The organism is Microcystis aeruginosa NIES-4325 (assembly GCF_008974145.1).
Taxonomy (GTDB): Bacteria; Cyanobacteriota; Cyanobacteriia; order Cyanobacteriales; family Microcystaceae; genus Microcystis; species Microcystis aeruginosa_G.
In genome coordinates, this window is record NZ_BJKP01000011.1 from 76,008 (window position 1) to 100,438 (window position 24,431).

The 24,431-nt window shown below is 44.5% G+C and carries 25 protein-coding genes and 1 pseudogene; 16 read left to right on the plus strand and 10 right to left on the minus strand.

Annotated features, from left to right (window positions below; translation table 11 throughout):
• Positions 1-100 precede the first annotated feature (100 nt).
• Positions 101-925 carry a DUF3598 family protein gene (locus MiAbW_RS08295; protein ID WP_151695757.1) on the minus strand — a complete coding sequence of 275 codons (825 nt, stop codon included), beginning with the start codon at positions 923-925 and terminating at the stop codon, positions 101-103.
• A 37-nt stretch (positions 926-962) separates the two neighbouring features.
• Here MiAbW_RS08295 and panD point away from each other — a divergent pair, with 37 nt between their 5' ends.
• The 3 genes from panD to MiAbW_RS19710 all read left to right on the plus strand — a co-directional run bounded on the left by panD (position 963) and on the right by MiAbW_RS19710 (position 3,141).
• Positions 963-1,382 carry an aspartate 1-decarboxylase gene (panD, locus tag MiAbW_RS08300; RefSeq protein ID WP_151695711.1) on the plus strand — a complete coding sequence of 140 codons (420 nt, stop codon included), beginning with the start codon at positions 963-965 and terminating at the stop codon, positions 1,380-1,382.
• A 74-nt stretch (positions 1,383-1,456) separates the two neighbouring features.
• The gene (locus MiAbW_RS08305; protein WP_002741890.1) at positions 1,457-2,644 is read left to right on the plus strand and encodes a TRC40/GET3/ArsA family transport-energizing ATPase; all 1,188 of its coding nucleotides are present in this window, start codon (positions 1,457-1,459) and stop codon (positions 2,642-2,644) included.
• Between the two features lie 287 nt (positions 2,645-2,931).
• Entirely contained in the window at positions 2,932-3,141 is a 210-nt protein-coding gene (locus MiAbW_RS19710) for a hypothetical protein (protein ID WP_181014229.1), read from the plus strand.
• A gap of 592 nt (positions 3,142-3,733) precedes the next feature.
• On the opposite strand, the gene MiAbW_RS08320 is transcribed toward MiAbW_RS19710, so the two are convergent.
• Positions 3,734-5,098: a collagen-like protein gene (locus MiAbW_RS08320; RefSeq protein ID WP_151695712.1), complete on the minus strand. Its 1,365-nt coding sequence runs from the start codon at positions 5,096-5,098 to the stop codon at positions 3,734-3,736.
• Positions 5,099-5,304: 206 nt separating this feature from the next.
• On the opposite strand from MiAbW_RS08320, the gene MiAbW_RS08325 reads away from it, so the two are divergent.
• Both MiAbW_RS08325 and MiAbW_RS08330 read left to right on the plus strand, forming a co-directional pair.
• Entirely contained in the window at positions 5,305-6,594 is a 1,290-nt protein-coding gene (locus tag MiAbW_RS08325; protein WP_151695713.1) for a glucose-1-phosphate adenylyltransferase, read from the plus strand.
• 273 nt (positions 6,595-6,867) lie between these two features.
• Positions 6,868-7,965, plus strand: a complete 1,098-nt coding sequence (locus MiAbW_RS08330; RefSeq protein ID WP_151695714.1) for a patatin-like phospholipase family protein — start codon at positions 6,868-6,870, stop codon at positions 7,963-7,965.
• Between the two features lie 166 nt (positions 7,966-8,131).
• Here MiAbW_RS08330 and MiAbW_RS08335 read toward each other — a convergent pair whose 3' ends face one another.
• From MiAbW_RS08335 to MiAbW_RS08345, 3 genes are all read right to left on the minus strand, one after another.
• A complete protein-coding gene (locus MiAbW_RS08335; protein WP_151695715.1) occupies positions 8,132-8,653 on the minus strand; it encodes a TolB family protein in 522 nt (173 codons plus the stop codon).
• A gap of 162 nt (positions 8,654-8,815) precedes the next feature.
• Positions 8,816-9,352, minus strand: a complete 537-nt coding sequence (locus tag MiAbW_RS08340) for a TolB family protein (RefSeq protein ID WP_151695716.1) — start codon at positions 9,350-9,352, stop codon at positions 8,816-8,818.
• Between the two features lie 12 nt (positions 9,353-9,364).
• The gene (locus tag MiAbW_RS08345; protein ID WP_151695717.1) at positions 9,365-10,180 is read right to left on the minus strand and encodes a Ycf66 family protein; all 816 of its coding nucleotides are present in this window, start codon (positions 10,178-10,180) and stop codon (positions 9,365-9,367) included.
• A gap of 512 nt (positions 10,181-10,692) precedes the next feature.
• On the opposite strand from MiAbW_RS08345, the gene MiAbW_RS08350 reads away from it, so the two are divergent.
• The 8 genes from MiAbW_RS08350 to MiAbW_RS08385 all read left to right on the plus strand — a co-directional run bounded on the left by MiAbW_RS08350 (position 10,693) and on the right by MiAbW_RS08385 (position 19,068).
• Positions 10,693-12,378, plus strand: coding sequence for an iron uptake porin (locus MiAbW_RS08350; RefSeq protein WP_151695718.1), 1,686 nt, complete (start codon positions 10,693-10,695; stop codon positions 12,376-12,378).
• 156 nt (positions 12,379-12,534) lie between these two features.
• On the plus strand, positions 12,535-14,310 hold the full coding sequence (gene pyk, locus MiAbW_RS08355; RefSeq protein WP_151695719.1) for a pyruvate kinase: 1,776 nt from the start codon (positions 12,535-12,537) through the stop codon (positions 14,308-14,310).
• Between the two features lie 94 nt (positions 14,311-14,404).
• Positions 14,405-15,217, plus strand: coding sequence for a HEAT repeat domain-containing protein (locus MiAbW_RS08360; protein WP_151695720.1), 813 nt, complete (start codon positions 14,405-14,407; stop codon positions 15,215-15,217).
• 54 nt (positions 15,218-15,271) lie between these two features.
• Positions 15,272-15,703, plus strand: coding sequence for a DUF29 domain-containing protein (locus MiAbW_RS08365; RefSeq protein WP_151695721.1), 432 nt, complete (start codon positions 15,272-15,274; stop codon positions 15,701-15,703).
• 268 nt (positions 15,704-15,971) lie between these two features.
• Complete coding sequence (locus MiAbW_RS08370; protein WP_151695722.1) at positions 15,972-16,595, plus strand: HEAT repeat domain-containing protein; 624 nt, start codon at positions 15,972-15,974, stop codon at positions 16,593-16,595.
• Between the two features lie 63 nt (positions 16,596-16,658).
• A complete protein-coding gene (locus MiAbW_RS08375; RefSeq protein WP_151695723.1) occupies positions 16,659-17,432 on the plus strand; it encodes an ABC transporter permease in 774 nt (257 codons plus the stop codon).
• Between the two features lie 124 nt (positions 17,433-17,556).
• On the plus strand, positions 17,557-18,450 hold the full coding sequence (locus MiAbW_RS08380; RefSeq protein WP_151695724.1) for an ABC transporter ATP-binding protein: 894 nt from the start codon (positions 17,557-17,559) through the stop codon (positions 18,448-18,450).
• Between the two features lie 138 nt (positions 18,451-18,588).
• Positions 18,589-19,068, plus strand: a complete 480-nt coding sequence (locus MiAbW_RS08385; protein ID WP_151695725.1) for a hypothetical protein — start codon at positions 18,589-18,591, stop codon at positions 19,066-19,068.
• A 115-nt stretch (positions 19,069-19,183) separates the two neighbouring features.
• On the opposite strand, the gene MiAbW_RS08390 is transcribed toward MiAbW_RS08385, so the two are convergent.
• Positions 19,184-19,651, minus strand: coding sequence for a TspO/MBR family protein (locus MiAbW_RS08390; RefSeq protein ID WP_151695726.1), 468 nt, complete (start codon positions 19,649-19,651; stop codon positions 19,184-19,186).
• Between the two features lie 9 nt (positions 19,652-19,660).
• Positions 19,661-20,002 (minus strand): translation initiation factor, encoded by a 342-nt coding sequence (locus tag MiAbW_RS08395; RefSeq protein WP_151695727.1) that lies wholly within the window; start codon positions 20,000-20,002, stop codon positions 19,661-19,663.
• Positions 20,003-20,218: 216 nt separating this feature from the next.
• Between MiAbW_RS08395 and MiAbW_RS19995 the strand changes: the two are divergent.
• Positions 20,219-20,337 (plus strand): annotated as a pseudogene (locus tag MiAbW_RS19995) (ISNCY family transposase); the annotation flags it as partial.
• Between the two features lie 206 nt (positions 20,338-20,543).
• On the opposite strand, the gene MiAbW_RS08405 reads toward MiAbW_RS19995, so the two are convergent.
• Both MiAbW_RS08405 and MiAbW_RS08410 read right to left on the minus strand, forming a co-directional pair.
• A complete protein-coding gene (locus tag MiAbW_RS08405; RefSeq protein ID WP_151695728.1) occupies positions 20,544-20,894 on the minus strand; it encodes a Rieske (2Fe-2S) protein in 351 nt (116 codons plus the stop codon).
• A gap of 8 nt (positions 20,895-20,902) precedes the next feature.
• Entirely contained in the window at positions 20,903-21,484 is a 582-nt protein-coding gene (locus tag MiAbW_RS08410; RefSeq protein WP_151695729.1) for a DUF1997 domain-containing protein, read from the minus strand.
• A 456-nt stretch (positions 21,485-21,940) separates the two neighbouring features.
• Between MiAbW_RS08410 and pgeF the strand changes: the two genes are divergently transcribed.
• Positions 21,941-22,735, plus strand: a complete 795-nt coding sequence (gene pgeF / locus MiAbW_RS08415) for a peptidoglycan editing factor PgeF (protein ID WP_151695730.1) — start codon at positions 21,941-21,943, stop codon at positions 22,733-22,735.
• Between the two features lie 116 nt (positions 22,736-22,851).
• A complete protein-coding gene (gene fmt / locus MiAbW_RS08420) occupies positions 22,852-23,829 on the plus strand; it encodes a methionyl-tRNA formyltransferase (protein ID WP_151695731.1) in 978 nt (325 codons plus the stop codon).
• Between the two features lie 29 nt (positions 23,830-23,858).
• Here fmt and MiAbW_RS08425 read toward each other — a convergent pair whose 3' ends face one another.
• Positions 23,859-24,239 carry a cyclic nucleotide-binding domain-containing protein gene (locus tag MiAbW_RS08425; RefSeq protein ID WP_151695732.1) on the minus strand — a complete coding sequence of 127 codons (381 nt, stop codon included), beginning with the start codon at positions 24,237-24,239 and terminating at the stop codon, positions 23,859-23,861.
• Positions 24,240-24,431: the final 192 nt, after the last annotated feature.

Genomic DNA, 24,431 nt, shown 5'->3' on the forward strand with positions numbered 1-24,431 from the left:
GTCCTCTGTGTCTCTGTGGTTCCTTCCACACCCCCGCCAGCAGGACTGTATCTTAGAATATATTTTACCCACCAAACCCAAGAGAGCCTTATTTTTTACCTTAAAACACCTTTTCCTCCGTCACCAGAGTAATACCCGTCCATTCTCCCTTCTGATCATAAGAACGAATTAAGCGCTGTCTTTGAGTAGGAGAAAGTAACCAACCCACCTCTAAAACAAAAGGATGACCGGCAGTAATTTTCAGAGGTGTATTACAGGAAGCTCCATCAGGCAGCAGCAGAATTTGCACCGGCAGCGGACTATTTTCAAACAACAATCTTTGTCCTTCAATACGAGCGCTAGAAGTAATTTGACTATCACCAAAAGTCAAAGTTTGCGAGAGATAATTATCCCCCTGACGCTCGATCGATACATGGGTAGAATAGGCAGCAGAATTATAAAAATCCCGTCCCGTTGTCACTGCTTGTCCTCGCCATTGACCCAGTAATTGCTCCACCGTTAACATCGCTCTTTCTGGTGACTGAGAATCAACTAACTTTTCCCGAATTAAAGTCAAGCGATCGAACTCACAGCGTTCATTAAATAACTGTACGATTCTTAATCGTCTGTCTCCAGAGATTAACCCAAATTCTGCTCCGAATGGTGAGGAAAAACTACTAAAATATAAAGAACCTTGGCAAAAAGCTCCCGTCTGGCTAAATAGAATACCCTGGTGGAGAGAACTATACTCTAAAATCAAATCTTCCGGCACTCGATCGCTGTAGAAACGGCGGACTAATTGACGAATCGATCGATTATTATTAATGCCTTGCAAAGATACCAAAGTCGGGGTATCTTCGATCAAGTCGCCTTGGGGAGACATACGGGTAAAAGAACCTTGCCATTGACCGAGATTTTTTAGTAAACATTCCCACTGGGAGAGCATAATAATTGAGGTAATTGGGGGAAATAGGACAAAATACATGGGAACAATTCGATTAATGCACGCCAAACTTCATCGAGTGCGCGTCAGCGAGGCTAACGTCGATTATGTCGGCAGTATCACGATCGATCGAGAATTGATCGATCGGGTCGGTATTTTGCCCCTTGAAGAGGTGGATGTGGTCAATCTTAGCAATGGTAAGCGCTTTTCTACCTACGTTTTCCCCGGCCAAACCGGGGAAATTTGCCCCAACGGTGGTGCGGCGCTGCTCTGTCAACCAGGAGATATTTTGATTATCTATGCCTACGAACAACGTCCGCGGCAAGAAGTTCTCGAAAAGGGTCATTTTGCCAAAGTTCTCGTCGCTGATGCTGAAAATCGCTGTCAGCAATTTTTTGAACAGAGCCTAATTCCCCGGGGTAATGGTCGGGGAGTGGAATTCTATAGCCAAGAATGCTGATTCTTGTCCCAAATTTGTTAACTTTCCCGTCATAATAAGAATAAGTAATGTAAATTTTCTTAGAATCAGCCCCCATGCGTGTAATTCTCATGACCGGTAAAGGAGGCGTGGGTAAAACCTCCGTCGCCGCCGCTACAGGACTCCGCTGCGCCGAACTTGGCTATAAAACCCTAGTTCTCAGCACCGATCCCGCTCACTCTCTCGCTGACAGTTTCGATCTCGAATTAGGTCACGATCCTCGTTTGGTACGTCCCCATCTTTGGGGGGCAGAATTAGACGCACTAATGGAATTAGAAGGCAACTGGGGCGCAGTAAAACGTTACATTACTCAGGTATTGCAAGCTAGGGGTTTAGATGGAGTACAAGCGGAAGAATTAGCGATTTTACCCGGAATGGATGAGATTTTCGGCTTAGTTCGCATGAAACGCCACTACGATGAGGGTACTTATGATGTGTTGATTATCGATTCCGCACCGACGGGGACAGCTTTACGATTGTTGAGTTTGCCAGAAGTGGGCGGTTGGTACATGAGAAGATTTTACAAACCGTTACAGGGAATGTCGGTGGCATTGCGACCACTGGTGGAACCTTTTTTTCGACCGATCGCCGGTTTTTCCCTGCCGGACAAGGAAGTTATGGATGCTCCCTACGAGTTTTATGAGCAGATCGAGGCTTTAGAAAAGGTTTTGACCGATAATACTCAAACCTCGGTTCGTTTGGTGACAAACCCCGAAAAAATGGTGATTAAGGAGTCTTTACGCGCCCATGCCTACCTAAGTCTCTATAATGTTTCCACCGATTTGATTATTGCTAATCGGATTATTCCCGACAAAGTAACCGATCCTTTCTTTGCCCGTTGGAAAGAAAATCAACAGGGTTATAAACAGGAAATTTACGATAATTTTCATCCTTTACCAGTTAAAGAAGTTCCTCTCTACTCGGAAGAAATGTGTGGTTTACCCGCTTTGGAAAGACTGAAAGAAACTCTTTTTGCTGGGGAAGATCCGACTAAGGTTTATTACCAAGAAAACACCATTCGGGTAGTTCAACAGGAAAATAATTACAGTCTGGAATTATATTTACCCGGCATACCCAAGGAACAAATACAACTAAATAAAACTGGAGACGAGTTAAATATTCGCATTGGGAATCACCGTCGTAATTTAGTCTTACCCCAAGCTTTAGCAGCCCTGAAACCTTCCGGGGCAAAAATGGAAGATGATTACCTGAAAATCTCTTTTAGCAACGTGGTGAAAGTTTGACATACTCCCCCCGTCAAGCTAGGCTGTGACGGGGGATTCTTTCCATATCCCTAGCAATGGACGCGACCACCATTGGCAGTAAATTTGTAGTTTTGTCGATTAATGTCTTGCTGGCGGGCAGTGGGATTCCCATCGCTTGGTAGATCATCAGGGCTAATCAACTGGGCAGCTGGAAACCTCACTGACAAAAACTGATCAGACAGATCAAAGAAGCGGTTCCTAATGGCTGGACTGTAATTGTCCCAGCCGACCGCGGCCTGTACGCGCCTTGGCTGTATCAAGTGATTGTGGAAGCTGGCTGGCATCCGTTTTTAGGCATTAACCAGCAAGGACTGGTCAAAATTTCCCCTCACGGTCGATGGCAGCCCTTAGATGACCTAGTTTCAGCCCCTGGACAATCTGTGTTTACCGTGACCTCAAATCCGACGGCTGGCAATGGCAAAACACAAAGTCTGCTTGACCCAGAGCGTGCCGAACGCCTTTGGTTAGCTATGTAGCCACTCTCTGGATGGTTATGCTGGGTGGAGAAGCCGAAAATCAATTTCCTGAACCCAATTTGGCGCCACTTCCCCCCCCAACACACTGTCTTTGGAAAAACTCTCCACCTCAAACCCTGACGTCAGATTTCTTGTTTTCTTCTGGGTTCTATTACCCTAGTTGCTGATTTACTGAAAGGTTTATCGATTCACCTTCATCGTTGGAGTTCTTTCCCTCCCACCCCCGTTGATGCTTTTTACTACTCCCCAACGGGGGGTTTGGATTGAGTGATAAAATCGGAAGTAATACTAAATCCGTTGAGTATAGGCTGCATATCAGGAGAGGCACTCATGCAAAAGGGGGAATAAATAATCAGCTTTTAATAACCAGATTGGCTCTTCTAGGTTCTCTGTGATAAGTTTAACTTACATAGGATTGATCGATCTTTGTGTCCTTTGTGTCTTTGTGGTTCGTTCCACCCCCTCGCTAGGAGGAATGTATCTTAGAATACATTTTACCCACCAAACCTGGGAGAGCCCCAGATTTAGTATAATTAATCTTGCTTAGGTACTTCAGACTGCACCAGAGAAAGAAGAAGGGGACTTTTTTAACTTACCTCCGTGGCATATTTGCTCCTTTAATCGTATCGCGGATGACGATTTTTTGTTCTTTGGAATAACCGGCAAAAGAACGAGTAGCGAGTAACTCGATTTCTACCCCAGTACCCGATCGCAAAGATTCCACAGGTAAGGGTAATTGGCCGATATCCAGAATAAATTGATTGCCCTCCTGTCTGACCAAATTAGCAGGCATATCTCCTTCATAGCGAGTGACAAAATCAGTTCTGGGACTGGTTTGCAGGTCATCTGCTTGCCAACGGGTGACGCGATAACGCAGTTTAAATTTAGTGCCGATTAAATTCGATTGGGAAGCTTTATCCTCCAGAAACAGCCTTAAATTAGTACCATTTCCTGTAATACCTTTTGCTTCTAATTGGGTGACATCTCGTTCAAAAACAGCATTATAAACGACAAATTCCGTAACATTATTGCGTTTTTGAGTGGTTCCCTCAATCCAGAGGTCACTGGGGACAGTTACCTTCATTTCCTTTTGATCATCGAGGGTTAAAGTAAAACGCTGATTAGCAAACCGGTTAAACTCTTGGGGCGCATTCCAAATTAAAATAAAAGAACGTTCCGATCGATCTACTAAAATCCGATATTGATCATCGATCAGCGAACCGGGGGCAAATAAAGACATGGCCCCGGTGCGAGTTTCCCAACTATTTTTAGATAGAATATAACCCCGTTCTTTTAACTCCGCCAGGGGAACAGTTGCGCTCGGTTGATCGGCAGTTAAAGGGCGATCGATTTGAATTAAAGTTAACTGTCCTAAACGCCCCTCGCGACCGTTACGGCCATTATTACCCGTCGCCCCATCGAGACCATCCTGACAGCTAAATTCTCTGGTGGTACAGCTATAATTGGCATCACCTGGCCTACCGCTACAGGTTTGAATTGTCCAGAAGGGTTGGGAACAGCGACAACCCTTACCGCCTTGGCCTCCCTGACCCCCAAAACCCCCGGCCCCTCCGGCCGCATTGACCGTTACTTGTCTTAAAAAATCTAAATTAGTGGCATAGAGGGTTAAAGCGCCCCCATTGCCCCCATCACCACCATCACCCCCATTGCCTCCGTTACCACCACCGGCCGCCTGGAGATTTCGTGTGACGTTGCTAGGTTGACCGCTACAGTTGCCATCGCTGCCGTTGCTGCCATTTTCACCATCGACCCCTTTTTGTCCTGAAATATCGAGTTTTAGGGGAGAACCATCGAGAAAAAGGGTTAAACTATCACTATTTCTGCCTTGGCTGCCGACCTTGCCAACTTTCCCGCTTTGGCCCTGTTTACCGAAAGTCTGTACATCGGAACCTTGGGCTAACCAAGAACAGCGATCGCCCATCACCGTGGCGGGCATTAGGTACGGTAAAGGGAGAAAAAAGGTGAATATTAATGATTTAGCCCAGAAATTCATGATTTTAGCGAATTTATCCGCAAAGACTCCGATCAATTCCCTCTTGATGACTTTTAGATCTAGATTTTTGTTTCCCCTCTATCAATAAGGTGCGCTATCATCCTACACTTACTGTGAGAAGGAAACAGCCAATCGCGAGGGTTACGCGCGTGAAAAAAGTATTAGCTATTATCTTAGGTGGCGGGGCCGGAACTCGCCTTTATCCGTTAACGAAACTGCGGGCAAAACCTGCCGTCCCCCTAGCGGGAAAATATCGCCTGATTGATATTCCCGTCAGCAATTGTATTAACTCCCAGATTGACAAAATCTATGTGTTGACGCAATTTAATTCCGCTTCTCTCAATCGTCACCTCAATCGTACCTATAATTTTACGGGTTTTAGTGATGGTTTCGTGGAAGTTTTGGCGGCTCAACAAACCATGGAGAATCCTCAATGGTTCCAAGGCACGGCCGACGCAGTACGACAATACATCTGGACGATGAAGGATTGGGATATCGACGAATATCTAATCCTCTCGGGAGATCATCTCTATCGCATGGACTACAGCCAGTTCATCGAACGCCATCGGGAAACCAACGCCGATATCACTTTATCCGTGGTTCCCATCGATGAACGTCGGGCTTCCGCTTTTGGGGTGATGAAAATTAATGATTCGGGGCGAATTGTCGATTTTTATGAGAAACCCAAAGGGGCAGAATTGGAAAGAATGCGGGTAGATACGACGATTTTAGGCTTAAGTCCCGACCAGGCCCGTCAAAGTCCCTACATTGCTTCCATGGGAATTTATGTCTTTAAAAAGAATGTTTTAATCGATCTGCTCGATGCCAATAAAGAACAGACCGATTTCGGCAAGGAAATTATTCCCTCGGCGGCTAAAGACTACAATCTTCAGGCTTATTTATTTAAGGGTTACTGGGAAGATATCGGGACGATTGAAGCCTTTTATGAGTCTAATCTCGCCTTGACCCAACAACCCAATCCCGCCTTTAGTTTCTACGACGAAAAAGCCCCCATCTATACCCGTTCTCGCTATCTGCCCCCCACAAAAATGCTCAATTGTACGGTGACAGAATCGATGATTTCTGAAGGTTGTATTCTCAAAGAATGTCGCATCCATCACTCGATTTTAGGTATTCGTAGTCGAGTCGGCAAAGACTGCACGATCGAGGATACAATGCTGATGGGATCCGACTTTTATGAGTCTTTCCCCGAACGTGGAAGTCTGATCGGAAATGGCAAAATTCCCGTGGGTATCGGCCCTGGTTCGACTATTCGTCGGGCAATTGTGGACAAAAATGCTCGCATTGGTGCCAATGTTTTAATTGTTAACAAGGATCGTGTGGAAGAAGCTAATCGCGAAGATTTAGGTTTCTATGTTCGCAGCGGCATCGTGGTTATTTTCAAAAATGCCACTATTCCCGACGGGACGGTGATTTAATCTATCAGTTATCAGTTATTGGTTTTTTTAGTTATCAGCTTTGCCATTTTTCTGGTTATTATCGCCTTGCTCTAGCTGAAGCCATCAGCCTTCAGCTAATTACCTAGACAATTCCCTTGAAACCCTATCCTTTTCTAGAAGTAATGGCCAAATCTCCCGAGCAGCTCTTCTGAAAAATAAGAAATTTCTATATTTTTGGCTCTGATTCTAGGTTTTCAATTAACCTTAAATGAAAAGCCTAGTACTTGGATAGAAGCCATTCAAAGGATATTTATGAAAGCCAAAATTGCGATCGCTTGTCAGGGAGGCGGCAGTCAAACTGCTTTTACTGCCGGTGCCTTGAAAGCATTATTTGACAATAAAGTGCAAGATTACTTTAACATTGTCAGTCTCAGTGGGACTTCTGGCGGTGCTATCTGTGCCTTTTTCATCTGGTATGCTCTCAAAAAAGGTGATAGCATCGTTTGGAAAAGAATGATTGATTTTTGGGAAGATAATAGCGCTCGAACTCCCCAAGAAAAGCTGTTTAATGACTCAGCCATTAAAGCGCTAGAATTGGCCAGCAAAGGATTAATTCCCCAGTATAATCTCAGTCCTTCCTCTCCGATTACTAAAACCTTATTTTCTATAGCTACCTACGGTTTACGCAGTCGCTTTACCAACTTTGATCAGTTACTAAGAGCGCATATTGATTTCTCGGAATTAGCCACTTGGGGAGCTAAACCAGAACCCCCAATTTTATTAATTGGGGCCTGTAATATCCTGACAGGAAAGTTAAGTAAATTTAACTCGCGCCAGGAAGCAGTTAAAATTGAACATATCCTCGCTTCTGCTTGTGTTCCTAACATTTTTCCTGCTGTCACCATTGAAACTATGGCCTACTGGGATGGACTATTCTCCGATAATCCCCCCATCCGTTCTTTAATTCGCCGTGAATTTGTTGGAGTCGAAAATATTCCCGATGAAATTTGGGTAATTAAAATTAATCCCACCTCCAGAGACAAGATACCCGTGCAATCCGATGATATTGCTGATCGCCGTAATGAATTAGAAGGCAATGTTTCCCTATTTCAAGGTCTGGATCAGATTGAGTTGATCAATCAATTATTTCTTAAAGGAGCCTTTAAAGAGGAATACCTGCGCGAGATCGGATTAACAGAACCATTAAAAATTCCTAAATCTTTCCCGGAAGATCCCGATCAGGATTACCATATCCCGATGCTCGAAATGTCGGCGGAATTAGCCGATAGTCTCAACTATGAAAGTAAACTCGATCGCTCTCCTGCCAATATCCAGCGTCTGATTGCTGACGGGGAAAAACAGGGAAAACAGTTTCTAGAAAATCGACTAAAAGCTATGGGTTTAAGATAATTTTTGAGGTTTCAAAAACGGCAAAAATAAGGATTAAATGGCATAAAATCTGTCAAGAGACGATTTAATTGATTATTATTCATTCTTAATTCTCCTGACTACTGACTACTGGCTATGGACTCCTAACCCTAACAACAATTTTTGATTTTTACCGGAGGTCTAATAATCACTGATTTTCATTGACTAATACCCGTCCGGATAGATCGTAAATCATGATATCCCATTGCCCATTTTTTGCCGCTTCAAAAGCCACTTTAGAACCATCGGCACTGATGATCGGATTGCGTACTTCCGCGAGCAGATCGGGAGCAATTTCCCTTCTCTGTTGAGTTTGTCGATCGTACAGATAAATAGCCGTTTTTCCCTGACGACTAGCAGTAAAAACAATATAACGACCATCTTCACTAATGGAAGGACTAGAAGCGATCTGATCGAGAGAATTTAGGCCAGGTAAAGGCAGTAAACGGCGATCGATGGCATCAAAAAGATAGATAGCTTGGGAACCATTGCGATCGGAAGCAAAAACGAGATAGCGAGAGGCAAGATAGGGAGTTAATTCACTAGCAGCACTGTTTAAACTTCTCCCCCCTCGATCGAAAGGAAAAGATAATAAACTGGGATAACCCGCACATCCAGTTAACAAACTAATTACAGCAACAAGACTAATAAAAAAATAAACCTCTTGCATAATTAATTTTTGAGGGTTCAAAAACGGTCTATTTAAGGATTAAATTGCATAAAATCCTTAAATAGACCATTTAATTGATTATTATTCATTCTTAATTCTCCTGACTCCTGACTCCTGACCCTAACAACAATTTTTGATTTTTACAAGAGGTCTAATGACGTTTCACGGTTTGGGACTTTCAACGGGACTGCCATCGGGAAGATCTAACTCGATATTCGGACCGCGATCAAGAACCTCCACATCCCATTGTCCCCGACGAGCGGACTCAAAGACAAGATAACGACCATCGGGACTAAGACGAGGATTTCGCAACCAACCGCGATAATTTTGACTCAATAACTCAGAACGATCGGTAATGCGATCATATAAAGCGATGACGGGACGACCTTCAATAATCACCACATAGGCCAGATAACGCCCCGTTTGGCTTAAACTAGGGCTATCGGTAATTTCTTGACCCGTATATAATCCCCCTAGGGCTTGGTATTGTTTTATCTGCAAATCATACAGCAGTATCTGATTACTACCGCGACGATTAGACAGCAAAGCAATCCAACGACCATCACCGCTCAGGGCAGGTTTTTCGTCATTATAGCGACTATTGAGGGTTCCTGTAGATAAACTGGGGTTATTGAGATTACAACCGCCTATAACCCCTAAAAACAAGCAGATAAACAGTAAAAAGGGAGCTTTGGTCATCGGACCTACTCCTTAATAATCAAACCTAGTTGGATTATCATTACTCGACTCCCGTTCACTATTATCCGGTCTCTGCCAATCTTCTCGATCGCTCGTATCGCTAGGATCGATCGGTTGATAATCGACGTATTCCCCTTTAAATGGCGGATCGTCCTCAATTATTGGGCGAGGACGACGTTTTTGGCTAGTGCGGGGCGGTTTACTGCTCGTTTCTTCACTAGCGGGACGACGACGGGGACGGGGACTGGTTTCTTCCCAATCATCACCGCTACGGCGCTGATCATAAACATCTCGATCGCTAGTGGGGGAACTATTGCGGGGACGACGATTACTGGTTTTGCGACTGCTAGTATCGGCCGGCTGACGGGTGCGGGTGCTGCGGGGTTCCTCGTCCTGATAACTAGAAGTGCGGGAAGAGCGGGGATCATCGTAACCGCGTAAACGGGGATTATCTTCGTAACGTTCCTCCGGTTCGTAGGTGTCGAGGGGTTCCAATTCTGCCCGATATTCGCGACTCACAGGACGTTCATCCACAAAAGACGTGCCGCGGCGGGCCTGTTCCGTGGTTAAACCCCGCAATTTTACCGTCTCGAAGGCAAAAAACACCGCTGCCCCAGTCAGCAAAAATTGTCCGAATTGCAAAATCGGATCCAGTCGCCACCCTTGAAAAAGTAGAATTAAACCGCACAGTAAACCAACGGCGGCAAAAAATATATCATGATCTCTGGAAAGTTCCGGCCGCACCGAGCGCAGGAAGTATAACCCGGCTCCGGCCACTGCCAGAAAAATTCCCAAGATACTGGCCGAATTCAGCCCAAAATTGACCATCTTTATCTCCCTTCTCGGTGCTTAAATTCACTATATCTATCATCCTCGATTCTAACTTACTCGATCGAGCCTAGTTCACACAACTATTGTTAGGGGAGTGGGGAGATTTTATCAGTGAACAGTAATCAGTGAACTGAAAACTGACGGCTGAGATTTTAACAAAATCTTTAGAAATTGCTTATTGACAGGATTGACTAAATATGATTCACGGGTTTCAGGCATTTTGACGTGATTTCTTGAGGATTTTTGAGCGATCGCTATCCTTGGGAAGTTAATCGCCAAAAGTCTGAAACGAGGGATTTTCATTGATGCACACCAGGGCGAATTTGTAAAGTGAGTAAGTACCAATCCTAATGATATCAGACAGAAATTTTTCTGTCATACCATAAAGTTAACTTAACCTAGGCAAGAGGGAATTAGCATAGAATGTGGGTATAATACAGGCTAAACATATAGTCTGTTTGTATTCGTAGTCCATTCAATCCATAGAATAAGGTGTGAGGATTGACCCCATGTCAAAACTATTCAAGAGTTTAGTAAAGGTAACTCCTTTAGTACTAGGTGCTTCCGTGGCGGCTGCTGGCAGCGCAGTGGCTCAAACTATGCCTGGTACATCTCAACTTAAAATTGATCCAGCTGCACAACAACAAATCGATCGCATTCAACGCGCCCAAAGTAGTCAGCAGATTAATACGGGTGTTTATCAGGGTTCCATGTCCCAGGTGACCAGCGTTAACCAACTGCGGGACGTATCTCCCACCGCTTGGGCTTACGAGGCCTTAAGAAGCCTTGTGGAACGTTACGGTTGTATCGTTGGTTATCCCGACCGTACCTTCCGGGGTGATCGCGCCACCACTCGTTGGGAATTTGCCGCCGGCTTAAACGCTTGCTTAAACGTCATGGAACGTTTAATTCAAGATGGTGTTGGTGTACTCAGAGAAGACATCGATAAGTTAAAACGTCTTGTTCAAGAATTTGAAACCGAACTAGCGGCTTTAGGAGCTAGAGTAGATAACCTAGAACAGCGCGTTGCTTTCTTGGAAAATAATCAATTTTCTACCACCACCAAACTTAGAGGCGAGGTAATCTTCAGTATCGCCGATGGGTTTGGCGGTCGGTCTGATGTCACGAATACTAACGGAACTGTCTCCGCTGGTGGTACTCCTGGTGGCGCGCAGGCTGTATTCAACAATCGGGTTCGTCTCAACTTTGAAACCAGCTTCACTGGTAAAGATATGTTAAGAACCCGTTTACAAGCGGGTAACTTTGGTTCTACCTTCAACCAGAGCGGTCCGACGGGAACCAACATGAGCCGTCTGTCCTACGATGACGGTCGTGACAACGATGTCACCATCAATGACCTATTCTACCGCGCTCCCATCGGCACTCCCTTCGGTAACATCACCGTTTGGGTTGGTGCTAACGGTTTGGACTTAGACGACGTTTTCACCACTGCTAACCCCTTCCTCGCCGATAGCGGCACGGGTGCTTTATCTCGCGGTCAACGCTACAATAACATCGTCTTCCGCGGTCCTTCTGGCACAGGTGCAGGGGTTCGATTCAAGATCGGTGATGTTTTCCAAGTTACAGGAGCTTATCTAGCGGGCAGTGGTGCCGCTAATCCTAATGAAGGAAACGGTTTGTTTAATGGTTCCTACAGTGCTGGTGCGCAAGTAGGTTTCTCCTTTATCAAATTCGCCGATATTAACTTCGTTTACGTTCGCAGTTATCAAACCGCTACGGATATTCGTTCTGGTTTATTCGGTAACGTCAGCAGCCCTCTGACTGAGCGTCCCTTCGGCAACGTTGGTACTACTGCTGACCGTTTCGGTCTTCAAGCGAGCGCCCAGGTTATACCGGGAGTCTTAAATCTAGCGGCATGGGGGGGTTATGCCAGTGCCTCGGCCACTGGTGTTAATAATGCGATCGGAGATGATAACACTAGCATCTGGTCTTGGAACCTTAACCTTTCCGTTCTCGATCTCTTTGCCGAAGGTGCAGCCCTTTCTTTTGGAGGTGGTCAAGTACCCCGTTCGGACAAGGAAAGTGGTACTTCCTACATGGTGGAAGCTCAGTATAAGTTCCCAGTCACCAAAAACATCCTGATCACTCCTGGTGCCTATGCGATCTTCAACCCCAACAACAGTGACAGCGATACTGTCTATGTTGGTGTTCTCCGGACAACTTTCCGCTTCTAAGCTGAGTTGACGGAGTCGATAAATAAAAACGGTGGGATTTATATATCTCACCGTTTTTTTACTTTTAACTTTTCACTGGGTATAACGATTTATGAGAAGATGATCGGAGCGTCCCAAACGCTGCTATATTTACTTCGCCTATTTAGTTGCTTATCTATGCACTCTCCGTCTTTCCCCCGTCGCACTAAAATTGTGGCCACGATCGGCCCTGCCTCGCAAAATAAGGAAACATTACGTCAGATGATCAAGGCGGGGGCGACGACATTTAGATTAAACTTTTCCCATGGCGATCACGATTACCATCGTCACAGCATTAACCTGATCCGTCAGTTAGCCTTTGAACTCAATCAACCGATTGGCATCCTTCAGGATCTACAGGGGCCAAAAATTCGTTTAGGTAAATTTGCCTGTGGGTCGATTACCCTAAAACCGGGGGAACCCTTTATCCTTACTTCTAGGGATGTGGAATGTAATCAGGAAATCAGTTCCATTAGCTATCCCTCTCTGGCCCAAGAAGTCCCAGAAGGTTCGAGAATTCTCCTCGATGATGGTAAGGTCGAAATGCGGGTGGAAGCGGTGGATCGTTTGAAAGGTGATCTTTCCTGTCGCGTAGTGGTTGGGGGTGTCTTATCCAGCAATAAAGGGGTAAATTTTCCCAACGTTTATCTGTCGGTAAAAGCTTTAACCGATAAGGACAAAAAAGACTTAATGTTCGGACTGCTGTGGGATGTGGATTGGATTGCTCTCAGTTTTGTGCGTAATCCCCAAGATATCCTCGAAATTAAAGAATTAATCGCCAGTGCGGGTAAATCTATCCCCGTGATCGCTAAAATTGAAAAACACGAAGCGATCGAGGAAATGGAGGAAATTTTATCCCTCTGTGATGGTGTGATGGTGGCTAGGGGAGATTTAGGAGTAGAATTACCGGCCGAAGACGTGCCAATCCTGCAAAAACGTCTGATTAATACCGCTAATCAGCTAGGTATCCCGATTATTACCGCCACTCAAATGCTTGACAGTATGGCCAGTAATCCTCGTCCCACCCGCGCCGAGGTTTCGGACGTGGCTAATGCGATTTTAGATGGCACTGATGCGGTCATGCTTTCCAATGAAACGGCTGTGGGTCATTATCCCATCGAAGCGGTGGCAACCATGGCCCGCATTGCCGAAAGGATCGAACGGGAACAGATCAATAGTGCCGCTCGCTCTAATAATAAACAATCGATTCCTAACGCTATTTCCTCAGCAGTCAGTCAAATTGCCGAACAATTGGGGGCAGCGGCAATTATTACCCTGACAAAAACAGGCTCTACTGCCCGTAATGTCTCCCGATTTCGCCCAAAAACCCCGATTTTAGCCGTTACTCCCCATCGAGAAGTGGCACAGCAGTTACAGCTAGTTTGGGGCGTAAAACCGATGTTATTACTCGATTTACCCTCCACTAGCCAAACTTTTCAAGTGGCGATGAATCTTGCCCAGGAAAATAACCTCCTCGCAGATGGTGATTTAGTGGTGATGACGGCGGGAACTCTGCAAGGGGTGGCCGGTTCCACGGATTTAATTAAGGTGGAAGTGGTAAAATCCCTTTTGGGTAAAGGTACGGGTATCGGCCAGGGGGTGGCTAGTGGCCGGGCGCGAGTGGCCCATAATGCCCGGGAAGTGGGTAGTTTTAGTAACGGGGAGATTTTAGTCGTCCCCACCACCAGCGCCGAATATGTGGATATGATGCGGAAAGCTGGCGGAATTATCACCGAAGATACTGCCATGAACAATCACGCCGCTACTATCGGTTTAAAATTGGGTATTCCTGTTATTGTCGGGGTTAAAAATGCCACTAAAATTATCCGCGAAGGGGTGATCATTAGTCTCGATGCTCAACGGGGTTTGATTTATTCTGGTATTGGCAATGGCGCGGCAACTATGAAAAACTGAGTCAGTTATCAGTATTCTCCGAGTCAGGAGACAGGAGACAGGTTTTATTTATTCTCCCCATCCCCCCACACCCCACACCCATTTTCACTTGTCTATGAGCGATTCTTACTCCGCTGCCGTCGATAATCCAGCCTATACTGTTCAACAAGCGATCGCTAATATCCAGCAAAGAGAAGACCTAGGAGCGCGTTATTATGCCGCTTGGTGGTTGGGTAGATTTCGTGTTCGTCAACCGGAGGCGATTTCGGCGTTAATTGCCGCTTTAGAGGACGAAAGCGATCGCACCCCTGACGGTGGTTATCCCCTACGACGCAACGCTGCCAGTGCTTTAGGGAAATTAGATGATCTCGGTTGTGTTCCCGCTTTGATTGCCTGTCTCGACTGCGAAGATTATTATGTGCGCGAATCGGCGGCCCAAGCATTGGAAATGCTTCAGGATCGAAGCGCGATCCCACCTTTAAAGAAACTATTAGAGGGTGGCATCGAAGTGGCTGTTTTAGTGGCGGGAAAACCCCATTTAGTCCAACCCTACGAAGCGATTATCGAAGCCTTGGGAACCCTGCAAGCGAGGGAAGCGATTCCCCTGATCGAACCGTTTTTAAAGCATTTCGTCGAAAAAGTGCGTTATGCGGCTGCTCGCGCCCTCTATCAACTCACGACTAACCCCCACTATGGCGATATTCTGATTAAGGCTTTGCAAGGGGAAGAATTACAGCTGCGTCGTTCTGCTTTAATGGATTTGGGCGCTACGGGTTATCTGCCAGCTGCCCCTGCGATCGCTAATACTTTGGCGGAAAATAGTCTGAAACTGGTTGCTCTCAAGGAACTTTTAGAAAACTATCTAAAAACTAATTCTGGTAGCGAAAATATCTCCGAAATTCTCACTTTAATGGATGGTTTATTGTAATTAATAATTGGTTAGTTTTTATCTAAATTCAAACTCATAAAATCCAGAGTTATTATGCTAATTCAAACCGATTATGTTGGGTGGCTAAACGAAACAATCACTCTGTTAAGACAAAAAAACTTTGATAAAGTTGACTGGGAAAACTTGATCGAGGAGATAGAAAGTTTGGGCAGAAGTCAAAAACGTGAACTCCGCAACCAGTTAACCACCATCTTAGAACACTGCCTCAAACTTTGCTATACTGACTACGTTGAGGATTATCGAGGTTGGCAAGAAACTATGAGGCGCAGTCAACGGGAACTAGAGGAACTTTTGACCGATTCTCCTAGTTTAAAACCCTACTGGGAGCAAGTATTTTTAGATTGCTATCCCAAGGCTTTAAAAGGCTTGCGAGATAACCCCGATTATCAATCTTTTAACTTTCCCGATGATTGTCCTTTTCCCCCAGAAATTAGTCAGATTTTACAGAAAAAAGTTTGGCGATAAAATTATCTTTAAAAGTTTGTTGGTGGGGTTAGGATATAGGAGTTAGGAGTCAGTATTCTCCGAGTCAGTAAGTACCTAAGCAAAATTAATTACACATATCTAACCACCTCTTGCCTCTTGCCTCTTGCCTCTTGCCTATCTTCACTAGGAAATTAATTTTGCACGACTACTTATTCAGGAGATTATTTTTATTTATTCTCCCCTTCTCCCACTTCCCCACTTCCCCACACCCCAACCCCTAACCCCTCATCCCCTCTACTAATAACCAATGCTTCCCACCGTTGAGACTTTAATTATCGCCGTTGAAAAAGCCGACTCAGCCAATGGGTTACTAACCGCTGTGGAAAACTTAGCCGCCGCCAAAAATGAAGCGGCAATACCCACCCTCACCGATGTCCTCAGATATAATAACCCCGGTGCCTCCGTGGCAGCCGTGGATGGTTTAATCGCCATCGGCAAAGCGGCGGTTCCCCATTTACTGGCCAACCTAGACGGTTATAATTATGGGGCGAGAGCTTGGGCAACCCGCGCCCTAGCAGGAATTGGCGACGTGCGAGGATTGGACTTATTACTTGATGCGGCGGTGAGTGATTTTTCCTTTAGCGTGCGGCGAGGGGCGGCTAGAGGCTTGGGAAATATAATTTGGTCTGATTTGGAGGAAAGTCAGGTTTCTGAGGCTCAGAAGGCAGTTTTTGTGGCACTAGAGAAACTTTCGCAAGGAGATCCAGAGTGGGTGGTTAGATATGCTGCGATTGTCGGATTGCAGGGATTAGGAACAGCGGCGGCGGCATTTTGCGGGGCGATTCGAGAACTTTTAGGACAGATTCGGGAGACAGAAGCGGAAATAGTGGTAAGATTGCGCGCCGATCAAGCTCTGGAACACTTACAATAACCCTAAGTCACAAAGTAGAAAAACTCATTTCTCTATAGGGAGAAACAATTACACTAACATTCTATGAAATATTGGCAGGAAATTTTAGCGATCGCTCAACGAATTTTAGTGGAATTAATCCGGCGCGGGCGTAGCTTAATCCTCTGGGGCATTTTCCCGATCCTTGTCCTGCTCTTAAATGGCTATATTATGGCAGAAAAAGGCAAAATTGAGATTGCCGAGGCAATGGCTCTGGCTACTCCTCCCACTCTCGTCGGGGCGGCACTTTTCTTTAGTTGTTTGGGGGGAACCGTGGCGACGGTAGTGGCAGAAAGGGAACAACAAACGATTAAACGGTTATTTTTATCGCCTTTAAGTGGTGTTTCCTATTTTATCGGCATTTTTCTCGCCCATTGTGTGATCGCCGCCTGTCAGACAATTTTAGTTTATTCTATTGCTAAACAGTATGGAGCCACTTTTAAAGGCTCAATTCCTCTAGAATTATTAATTATTTTCCTTAGTATCACCGCCTATGTGGGTTTAGGGTTTATCCTCGGTACTCAACTGGCGAAAAGAACAGAAGATGTTAATGCTTTGGTGGGAACTTTTGGGGTTCCTTTATTAATTTTAGGCGGCGTTTTTCTACCGACTGCTTTATTCCCCGACAATATTCTATCTCTAGCTAAATATAACCCGATCTACCACATGAATGAAGCCTTAATTGCTGTTTGGGCAAAGGGCGAAAATCTGCAAGATATTAGCTCTCATTTTCGCTTTCTCTGTCTTTTTGCTTTAGCTATGGTAGCAGGTGGTTGGCTTACCTATGGACAAATGTTAAACCTTGAACGCCGACTGTAAATCAGTGATCAGTTATCAGTTAAAAAAGGCAAGAGTATTTATGAATTTGTCTTCCCATATCTTCCACTCCCTAATCCTGTATCCTGCCTCCTGACTTCTGACTATCATTGTTACTTTATTAAAAATGCTGACTATTAATAATGTCAAAAAAAATTACGGAAGACGCTTAGTATTAGATCAATTAAACTTTCATATTGAAGCGGGGGAAATTTACGGTTTACTCGGTCCCAATGGTGCAGGAAAAACCACCACGATTAATTTAATTTGTAATTTATTAAAACCCTCATCGGGAGAAATTACCTTTAATTATTTACCAATTTCCAGAGTTACTAAAGAATTAATTGGGGTTGCCCCGCAAGAAAATTTATTGTACAAATCCCTTACTTGCGAGGAAAATCTCAACTTTTTTGCTCAGATTTATGGACTCGATCGCTTCCAGCGTCGTCATCGGATTAAAGCCAGTTTATCGGCAGTAAATTTGCTTGATCGCGCCCGTAGTCCTGTGGAAACTTTAAGCGGTGGAATGCAGCGCCGGATGAATATTGCCGTGGCTATTGTTCATCAGCCAAAATTATTAATTCTCGATGAACCAACTACTGGTTTAGACATCGAATCTCGCTATGAAATTTGGGATTTAATCGGAGAATTACGGCGCCAGGGAATGACAATTTTATTAACTACCCATCTCCTCGATGAAGCACAGCGTCTCTGTCAACGTATCGGAATTTTAAAACAAGGTCGTATTATTGCCGAAGGTAATTTAAATCAGCTGCGTCAGCACATTCCTGCGAAAGAAATTATTATCATAGATACCCAGGATCAAGAAGCGGCAATAAATCGGGGTAAACAATTAGGATTTACTCCCAAATTTTATGGTAAAGATTTAGCTTTTTGGTTAGATGAACATCTAGAATTAAGCGAGATTATTCGGGCATTCGACGGCATTAATATTGATTCTCTCGCCCGTCAGACCGTACAGTTAGAACATATTTATATGGAAATTATGAATCAATTTTAAACCAGTTTTTGACAATTAAGGTTGATGATCAGCATTTTTGCGGTAATTTACCTCAATTAAGCTAGATCGCCGTTTTTTGCCGTCATGATCATCTATAATTTTTAGATAGGTTCTATCTGTTAATTGGAGACAAAATCAATGATAAAATTAACCTCTATCACTGGGTTATTGAGTCTATCGGCGGTATTATTAAGCTCACATCTACCGGCAGCATCGCAAAATTGTCGGCCACTTTCTTTATTAGGGGGTGAAGGTAGTGAAGTTACCAAAACTGTCTCACAACCCACTGTTCCAGGTCCTTTCGGTGTCACGATAACTCGTAATAATTGGAATACCGATTGGGCAGTTCCAGGGGCTAGAAGTTTTCAGAGGTTTATCGTTACGATTTCTGTCCCGCGGGCTGCTTCCTTTGATCTCCGGCTGTTTCTCAAGTATAGCGATCAAACTAACGAGGAATTTTTTAATACTAATGGAGTACGAATCGAACCCGATAAACCCTTAACAATTACTGCCACAGTACGGGCAAATGATCAACCTTTTTTAGTCAATCTTTTTGTCAATGGTATTCAGCACATTGGTAATACCTACACTGCTTCTGTCGTCGGTTGTGAACGATAAAATGTATAGGGTGTGCTGAAAAAGTTTTTTCTGGGGACAGGGTGTGGGGTTGTAAGTTAAGAGATGCTACCTATAAGTAACAAACTTGATTTTTAACCCATCCCACTTTATCTGTCTAGACATCCCGAGGATTGAGATTGACCATTTCCCAAGTCACATAGGTACCGATCGGACTCCAGATCAGGTAGGGTAGAAGTAGGGCTCCTGCCCAAGAAGAAACAGGGAAAACCAATAGTGCCAGAAGACAACCCAAGAAAAAACCCGTACCTCCGATAATCGTTCCCGCTTTGAGACTGCGTAGTTTACAGGTGACAGGAGTATAGGCAGTAATAGTTAATTCCACCAACAGATAAAAAGCCATCAAAAACCACTTATTAGCCGGTTGAGCTTCCCAGACTAAATAAGCAGAAATTGCCCCACAAATATAGATAATTGTCCAGATAAGAGGGATTAATCTTTCAAAGGTTAACCAATCGGGACGACGCAGGCGCGCAAACCAACGGACATCGCGAGAATTGAGTAATCCCCCGGCTAACGCCACCAAAAATCCCACGACACCGATAAGCAACCAAGAGGGAATCATGATTTTAAGTTATCCTCCGCTAATTTTGGCTTTGTAACCCGATTCAATGAGAATTTGTCGAATTTTTTGGCGATGATCTCCTTGTATCTCAATGGTATTTTCTTTAACTGTACCACCCGTTCCGCAAGCGCTTTTTAACTGTTTTAATAATTTAGTCAGAGTTTCGGTTTGACATTGAAAACCTGTAACTATGGTAACGGTTTTTCCTGCCCGACCAGAGCGGGAGGTTTGTACTCGTAAATTCTGCTGATTCGGGGGTAATTCAGGAATGGAACGTTCAAAAGCTTGAGAATTACTTTTATCTCCCCATTCCTGGTAGGCAATCCGGTTTTTTTCCTTAGATTTACTCATAAGTAGTTGGACAAAATTAAATTTACATTCCAGCCCTGTCAAGGTGGTTTGACCTCAACTATAGCGTTTTTCAGTCTGCTGAGGTACAAAAGTTATGGGTTTTAGGCAAAAGGCAAAAGGCAAAAGGGAAGAAAAATAGGTGTACCTCACTAGCTTAGGAAACGCTATATAACAGTTATCTTCCTGGTCAGGTAGGAAGTCTCTGGTTTTAGGACAAGTTTACCAGGTGTTTACCGACAGTGTGCTGTTACTTATACAGACTTTTGGAAATCCTATAAGACAGTAATTCCGAGTAAACGTCATCGAGCAGTAGGAAAAGAAACTGGTCAAACTAAGTCCTATTGCAAAACTTAATAATACCTTTCGACAAAGGATTTATCGGTTGGTGAGACAGAGTCTATCTTTCTCTAAAAAAATGGAGAATCACGTTGGGGAGTCCTTGGGCATTTTATCCATGACTACAATGCACAACAAAGCAAAGGATTAAGCCCCCATCACTACTACCAAATCACCACCCAAGAAGTTAATTTTGTCCTATTACTTATGCGTCTATCCAGATGCTGCCGTCTTCGATACGAAGGGGATAAACGGGTAAAGCTTGGGGTTGAGAAACTGCCGCCATCGCTTTGTTAACCACAGGGGGCCAGGTAATCCAGTCTTTGACAGCACCACTACATAGATCAAAAGAACTACGATGCCAGGGACAAACGATCGCACCATCGTCGCTAATTTTGCCTTTCGTCATTGATAATTTTAAATGAGGACAACGGTTGCCGACGGCATGGAATTGACCGTTATTGTTAATCAAGAGAATGGAACTGTCCCCCACTTTTACCACTTGACGGGCGCCAGGGGCAAGGGAATCTACAGATAATACTTTTGTCCAACTCATATTTTTATTTAACCAAGGGAGAGATCGAGAATCGTTTCGGGGTAATTTTGGGCAATAATATCCTGTTTAGCCCATTGTTGGTAATCTTGCAACAATTGAGTCATTAAACGCTGTTTAATCCGCAATAAAACCCCTTTTAAGAGGCTATTGCCAGTGATTTCTAACAACGGACGCGGGGTTAACCATAATGGCGGTGGCAGGGCGACTTTCACCTCAAGATTGGCTTTCCCCGCTAGATAGGTTTGATTATTTTTCTGGACAGGAGCGAGTTTGCCTTTAACATCGAGGCTAAAGCGATCATTAATATAATCAATACCTTTGATCTGACAGTCTTCTGACTGCAAAAATATCGTCCCCCCAGAGGTGGCCCAGACATTGAGAATGACCGTGGGCTGAAAATAGTACAGATCTAAGAAGTTGAGGGGACGCATTTTCAGGCAAAACCGATTCTCAGACAAGTGTTCTGTTAAGCTAGTCTCAACAATGGACTGTACTAATCTTTGCGGTTGGCGTAGATAATGCTGAATTGGGATAGTTTGTTCAGCAACAACAATTTCTAGGGATTCGGCAGCGGTAAAAGTTACTTCCATAGGTTGGCTATCTTAAATTTGTCTCCCTTCTTAATTTTACTTTACAAAACTTATGCTTTTCAGCAGTAGAGATGTAGAAATTTTATCCCTAAGAGGGGACACAAACAGGATTTTTGCCGAAAGTTAGGCTTTATTCAGTAATCAGTAATCAGTGGGGAGTGGTATTTAACAATACTTGTGCCATTTTCTCCAGAACTAGGCTCACATCTGGGCAAATTAGCACACTATTGTTCAGACGTTCTTAACTGTCACAGTAGAGGATCAGCGTACAGCGTACAATAGTTGGCCGATTTTTGTTTCTTTCTGCTTTAGCTAGTGACTTTTGAAGTTGCTATTGGAAGGCTCTCCTCTCCCCGCATTTCCACACAGAGTAATAATCTTCTGGTTGCCGTTTGCCAAGCTCAGAACTAGGATAGGAGGGAACGAGGCATTAATGCAGCAAGAGAGGCTTATACTGTGACCAATGTAGCGATCGATGTCCGATTAACCGAGACTTCTCTGTGGCAATGGCAAACATGGCAAGGATTGCCCTATCTTACCTGTAATCTTCTAGGGGATTGGTCTCACGGCTTTTTTACCCGTCATTATTACCCCCAAACCCCGGAAGCTTTTACAGAGGCTTTAGGTGCAAATGTACCAGTTTATCGGGTCAAACAGGTACATGGCGATCGCTTATTAAATCCCCAAGGGATTACTAACCCGGAAATTGTCGAAGCGGATGGAATTATCACCGATGCTTCCGGTCAAGGGATTTGGGTGGCCAGTGCTGATTGTACGCCTGTACTAATAGGCGATCACTCTACTGGTGTTGGGGTGGCAATTCATTCTGGATGGAGAGGGACAGCTAAGGGGATAGTTGCCAAAGCAGTTAAGCAGTTATTAAACTCCGGTAGTTGTTTAGATAACTTAGTGCTGGCCCTGGGGCCGGCAATTGCTGGGGAAGTGTATCAAGTAGAGACAGAAGTTGCCGCAGAAGTGGGTTTAAGTTTATTTCCCCAAGAAACCAATCCCGACCAAATTCTGGCGAATTTATTTAACCTGTCCCCCTCCCCCTTATTTGCTGACGAGGAAAAAGGAAAAGTACGCTTAGACGTGCGACGGGTGATTTATCATCAACTACAACAGTTAGGAATTAGGGATGAACAAATTGCGATCGCTCCTTTTTGTACCTATCAACAAGAGGATCATTTTTTCTCCTATCGTCGGGAAAAAGCCAAAAAAATCCAATGGTCTGGCATAGTTAGTCGTTAATAACTGGGTGGACATTTTCACTCAAGAATTCGCCCTTTCTTTTCACTGATAACTGATAACTGATAACTGATAACTGATTACTGCACACTGATAACTGAAAAATACCCCCTTCTCCCATGCGTATTGTTTTTTTCGGAACCCCGACTTTTGCCGTTCCCACCCTCAAAAAATTATTAGCCAATCCTGATATAGAAGTAATTGCCGTCGTTACCCAACCGGACAAGCGCCGGGGAAGGGGTAATCAATTAATCCCCTCACCGGTGAAACAAATAGCTATAGAACAGCAAATACCGGTTTGGCAGCCCAAAAGTGTGAAAAAAAACGCTAAAACCTTAGATTTTCTCAGACAATCGCGGGCGGATGCCTTTGTGGTGGTTGCCTACGGACAAATTCTCTCCCCAGAAATTCTAGAGATGCCGAGATTAGGCTGTATTAACGTTCATGGCTCAATTTTACCGAAATATCGGGGAGCAGCCCCCGTGCAGTGGTGCATCGCTAGGGGAGAAAAAGAAACCGGCATTACCACCATGTTAATGGATGCGGGCATGGACACCGGACCGATGCTACTGAAAGCCTACAGCCCGATCGCTCTTTTTGACAATGCCGAACAGGTGGGAGCAACCCTAGGACAAATGGGGGCGGATTTGCTCCTAGAAACCCTCTCTAAGCTCGATCGAGCAGAAATTACCCCAATTCCTCAAAATAACGACGATGCCACCTATGCCCCTTTAATTCAAAAATCTGACTATCTAATCCACTGGCAAGATTCGGGCCGGACAATTCACGATCGAGTCCGGGGTTTTTATCCTAATGCGCTGACCACTTTCCGGGGACAACCCCTAAAAGTGATGGCCACTATTCCCCTAGACGATCCTAGTCAACTGCCTGGAGAACTACAGACAAAAGACCTTTCTCCTTTAAGCGGAGAAGTGGGATCGATCGTGGCTCTCTGGAAAAATTTCGGGCCGGTGGTGCAGACGGGAGCGGGTTTACTATTATTAAAAGAAGTGCAATTATCGGGAAAACCACCGCGTTCTGGTGCGGATTTAGTCAATGGTTCCCGTTTAACTGTCGGTGAGATTTTCGGTCAATAGTTTTCGGTGGATGGCTTTCCTTTGCTCCTCTATGCTTCACCGGCGAAGATTTTTTTCAACTTGCGAAAGCGATCGGAATAACTTCTTAATACTTCGATCGCAAACATGGGAGTTTCCTGCACGGCAAATAAAAACTGCGGTTGATTGAGATAGGCTAATTTACAATCAGTTTTGGCGATAGCTGTGGATTCTCGCAGTTTATCTGGGTGCAGGAGCGCTCCTGCTCCGAATACATCCCCTTTTTCTAGAGTTTCTATCAATTGTTCCTTGATATACATCTCCACTTCTCCGCTAAGAATACCGTACATTAACTCCCCTTCCGTGCCATCGGCAAAAATAACTTCACCAGCTGGAAAAGTGCGATCGGGATGATTTTCGAGAATTTTAATCGTATCTACGGGACTTAACATGATTTAACAAGAATTTTTCGGGTTATCTCTCCCATTTTCCAATACATTGAACTCCTCGATCATCGTTTTTGTATGTGAGAATACCTGAAACTTCTCTACCTGACAAAGATAATGCTTTGTTTAATGCTTGTCGGGGAGAGAGAATTTCCGTCTTCATACCTTTATCCTCTTCCTACCCAACCCGTTTTTTGA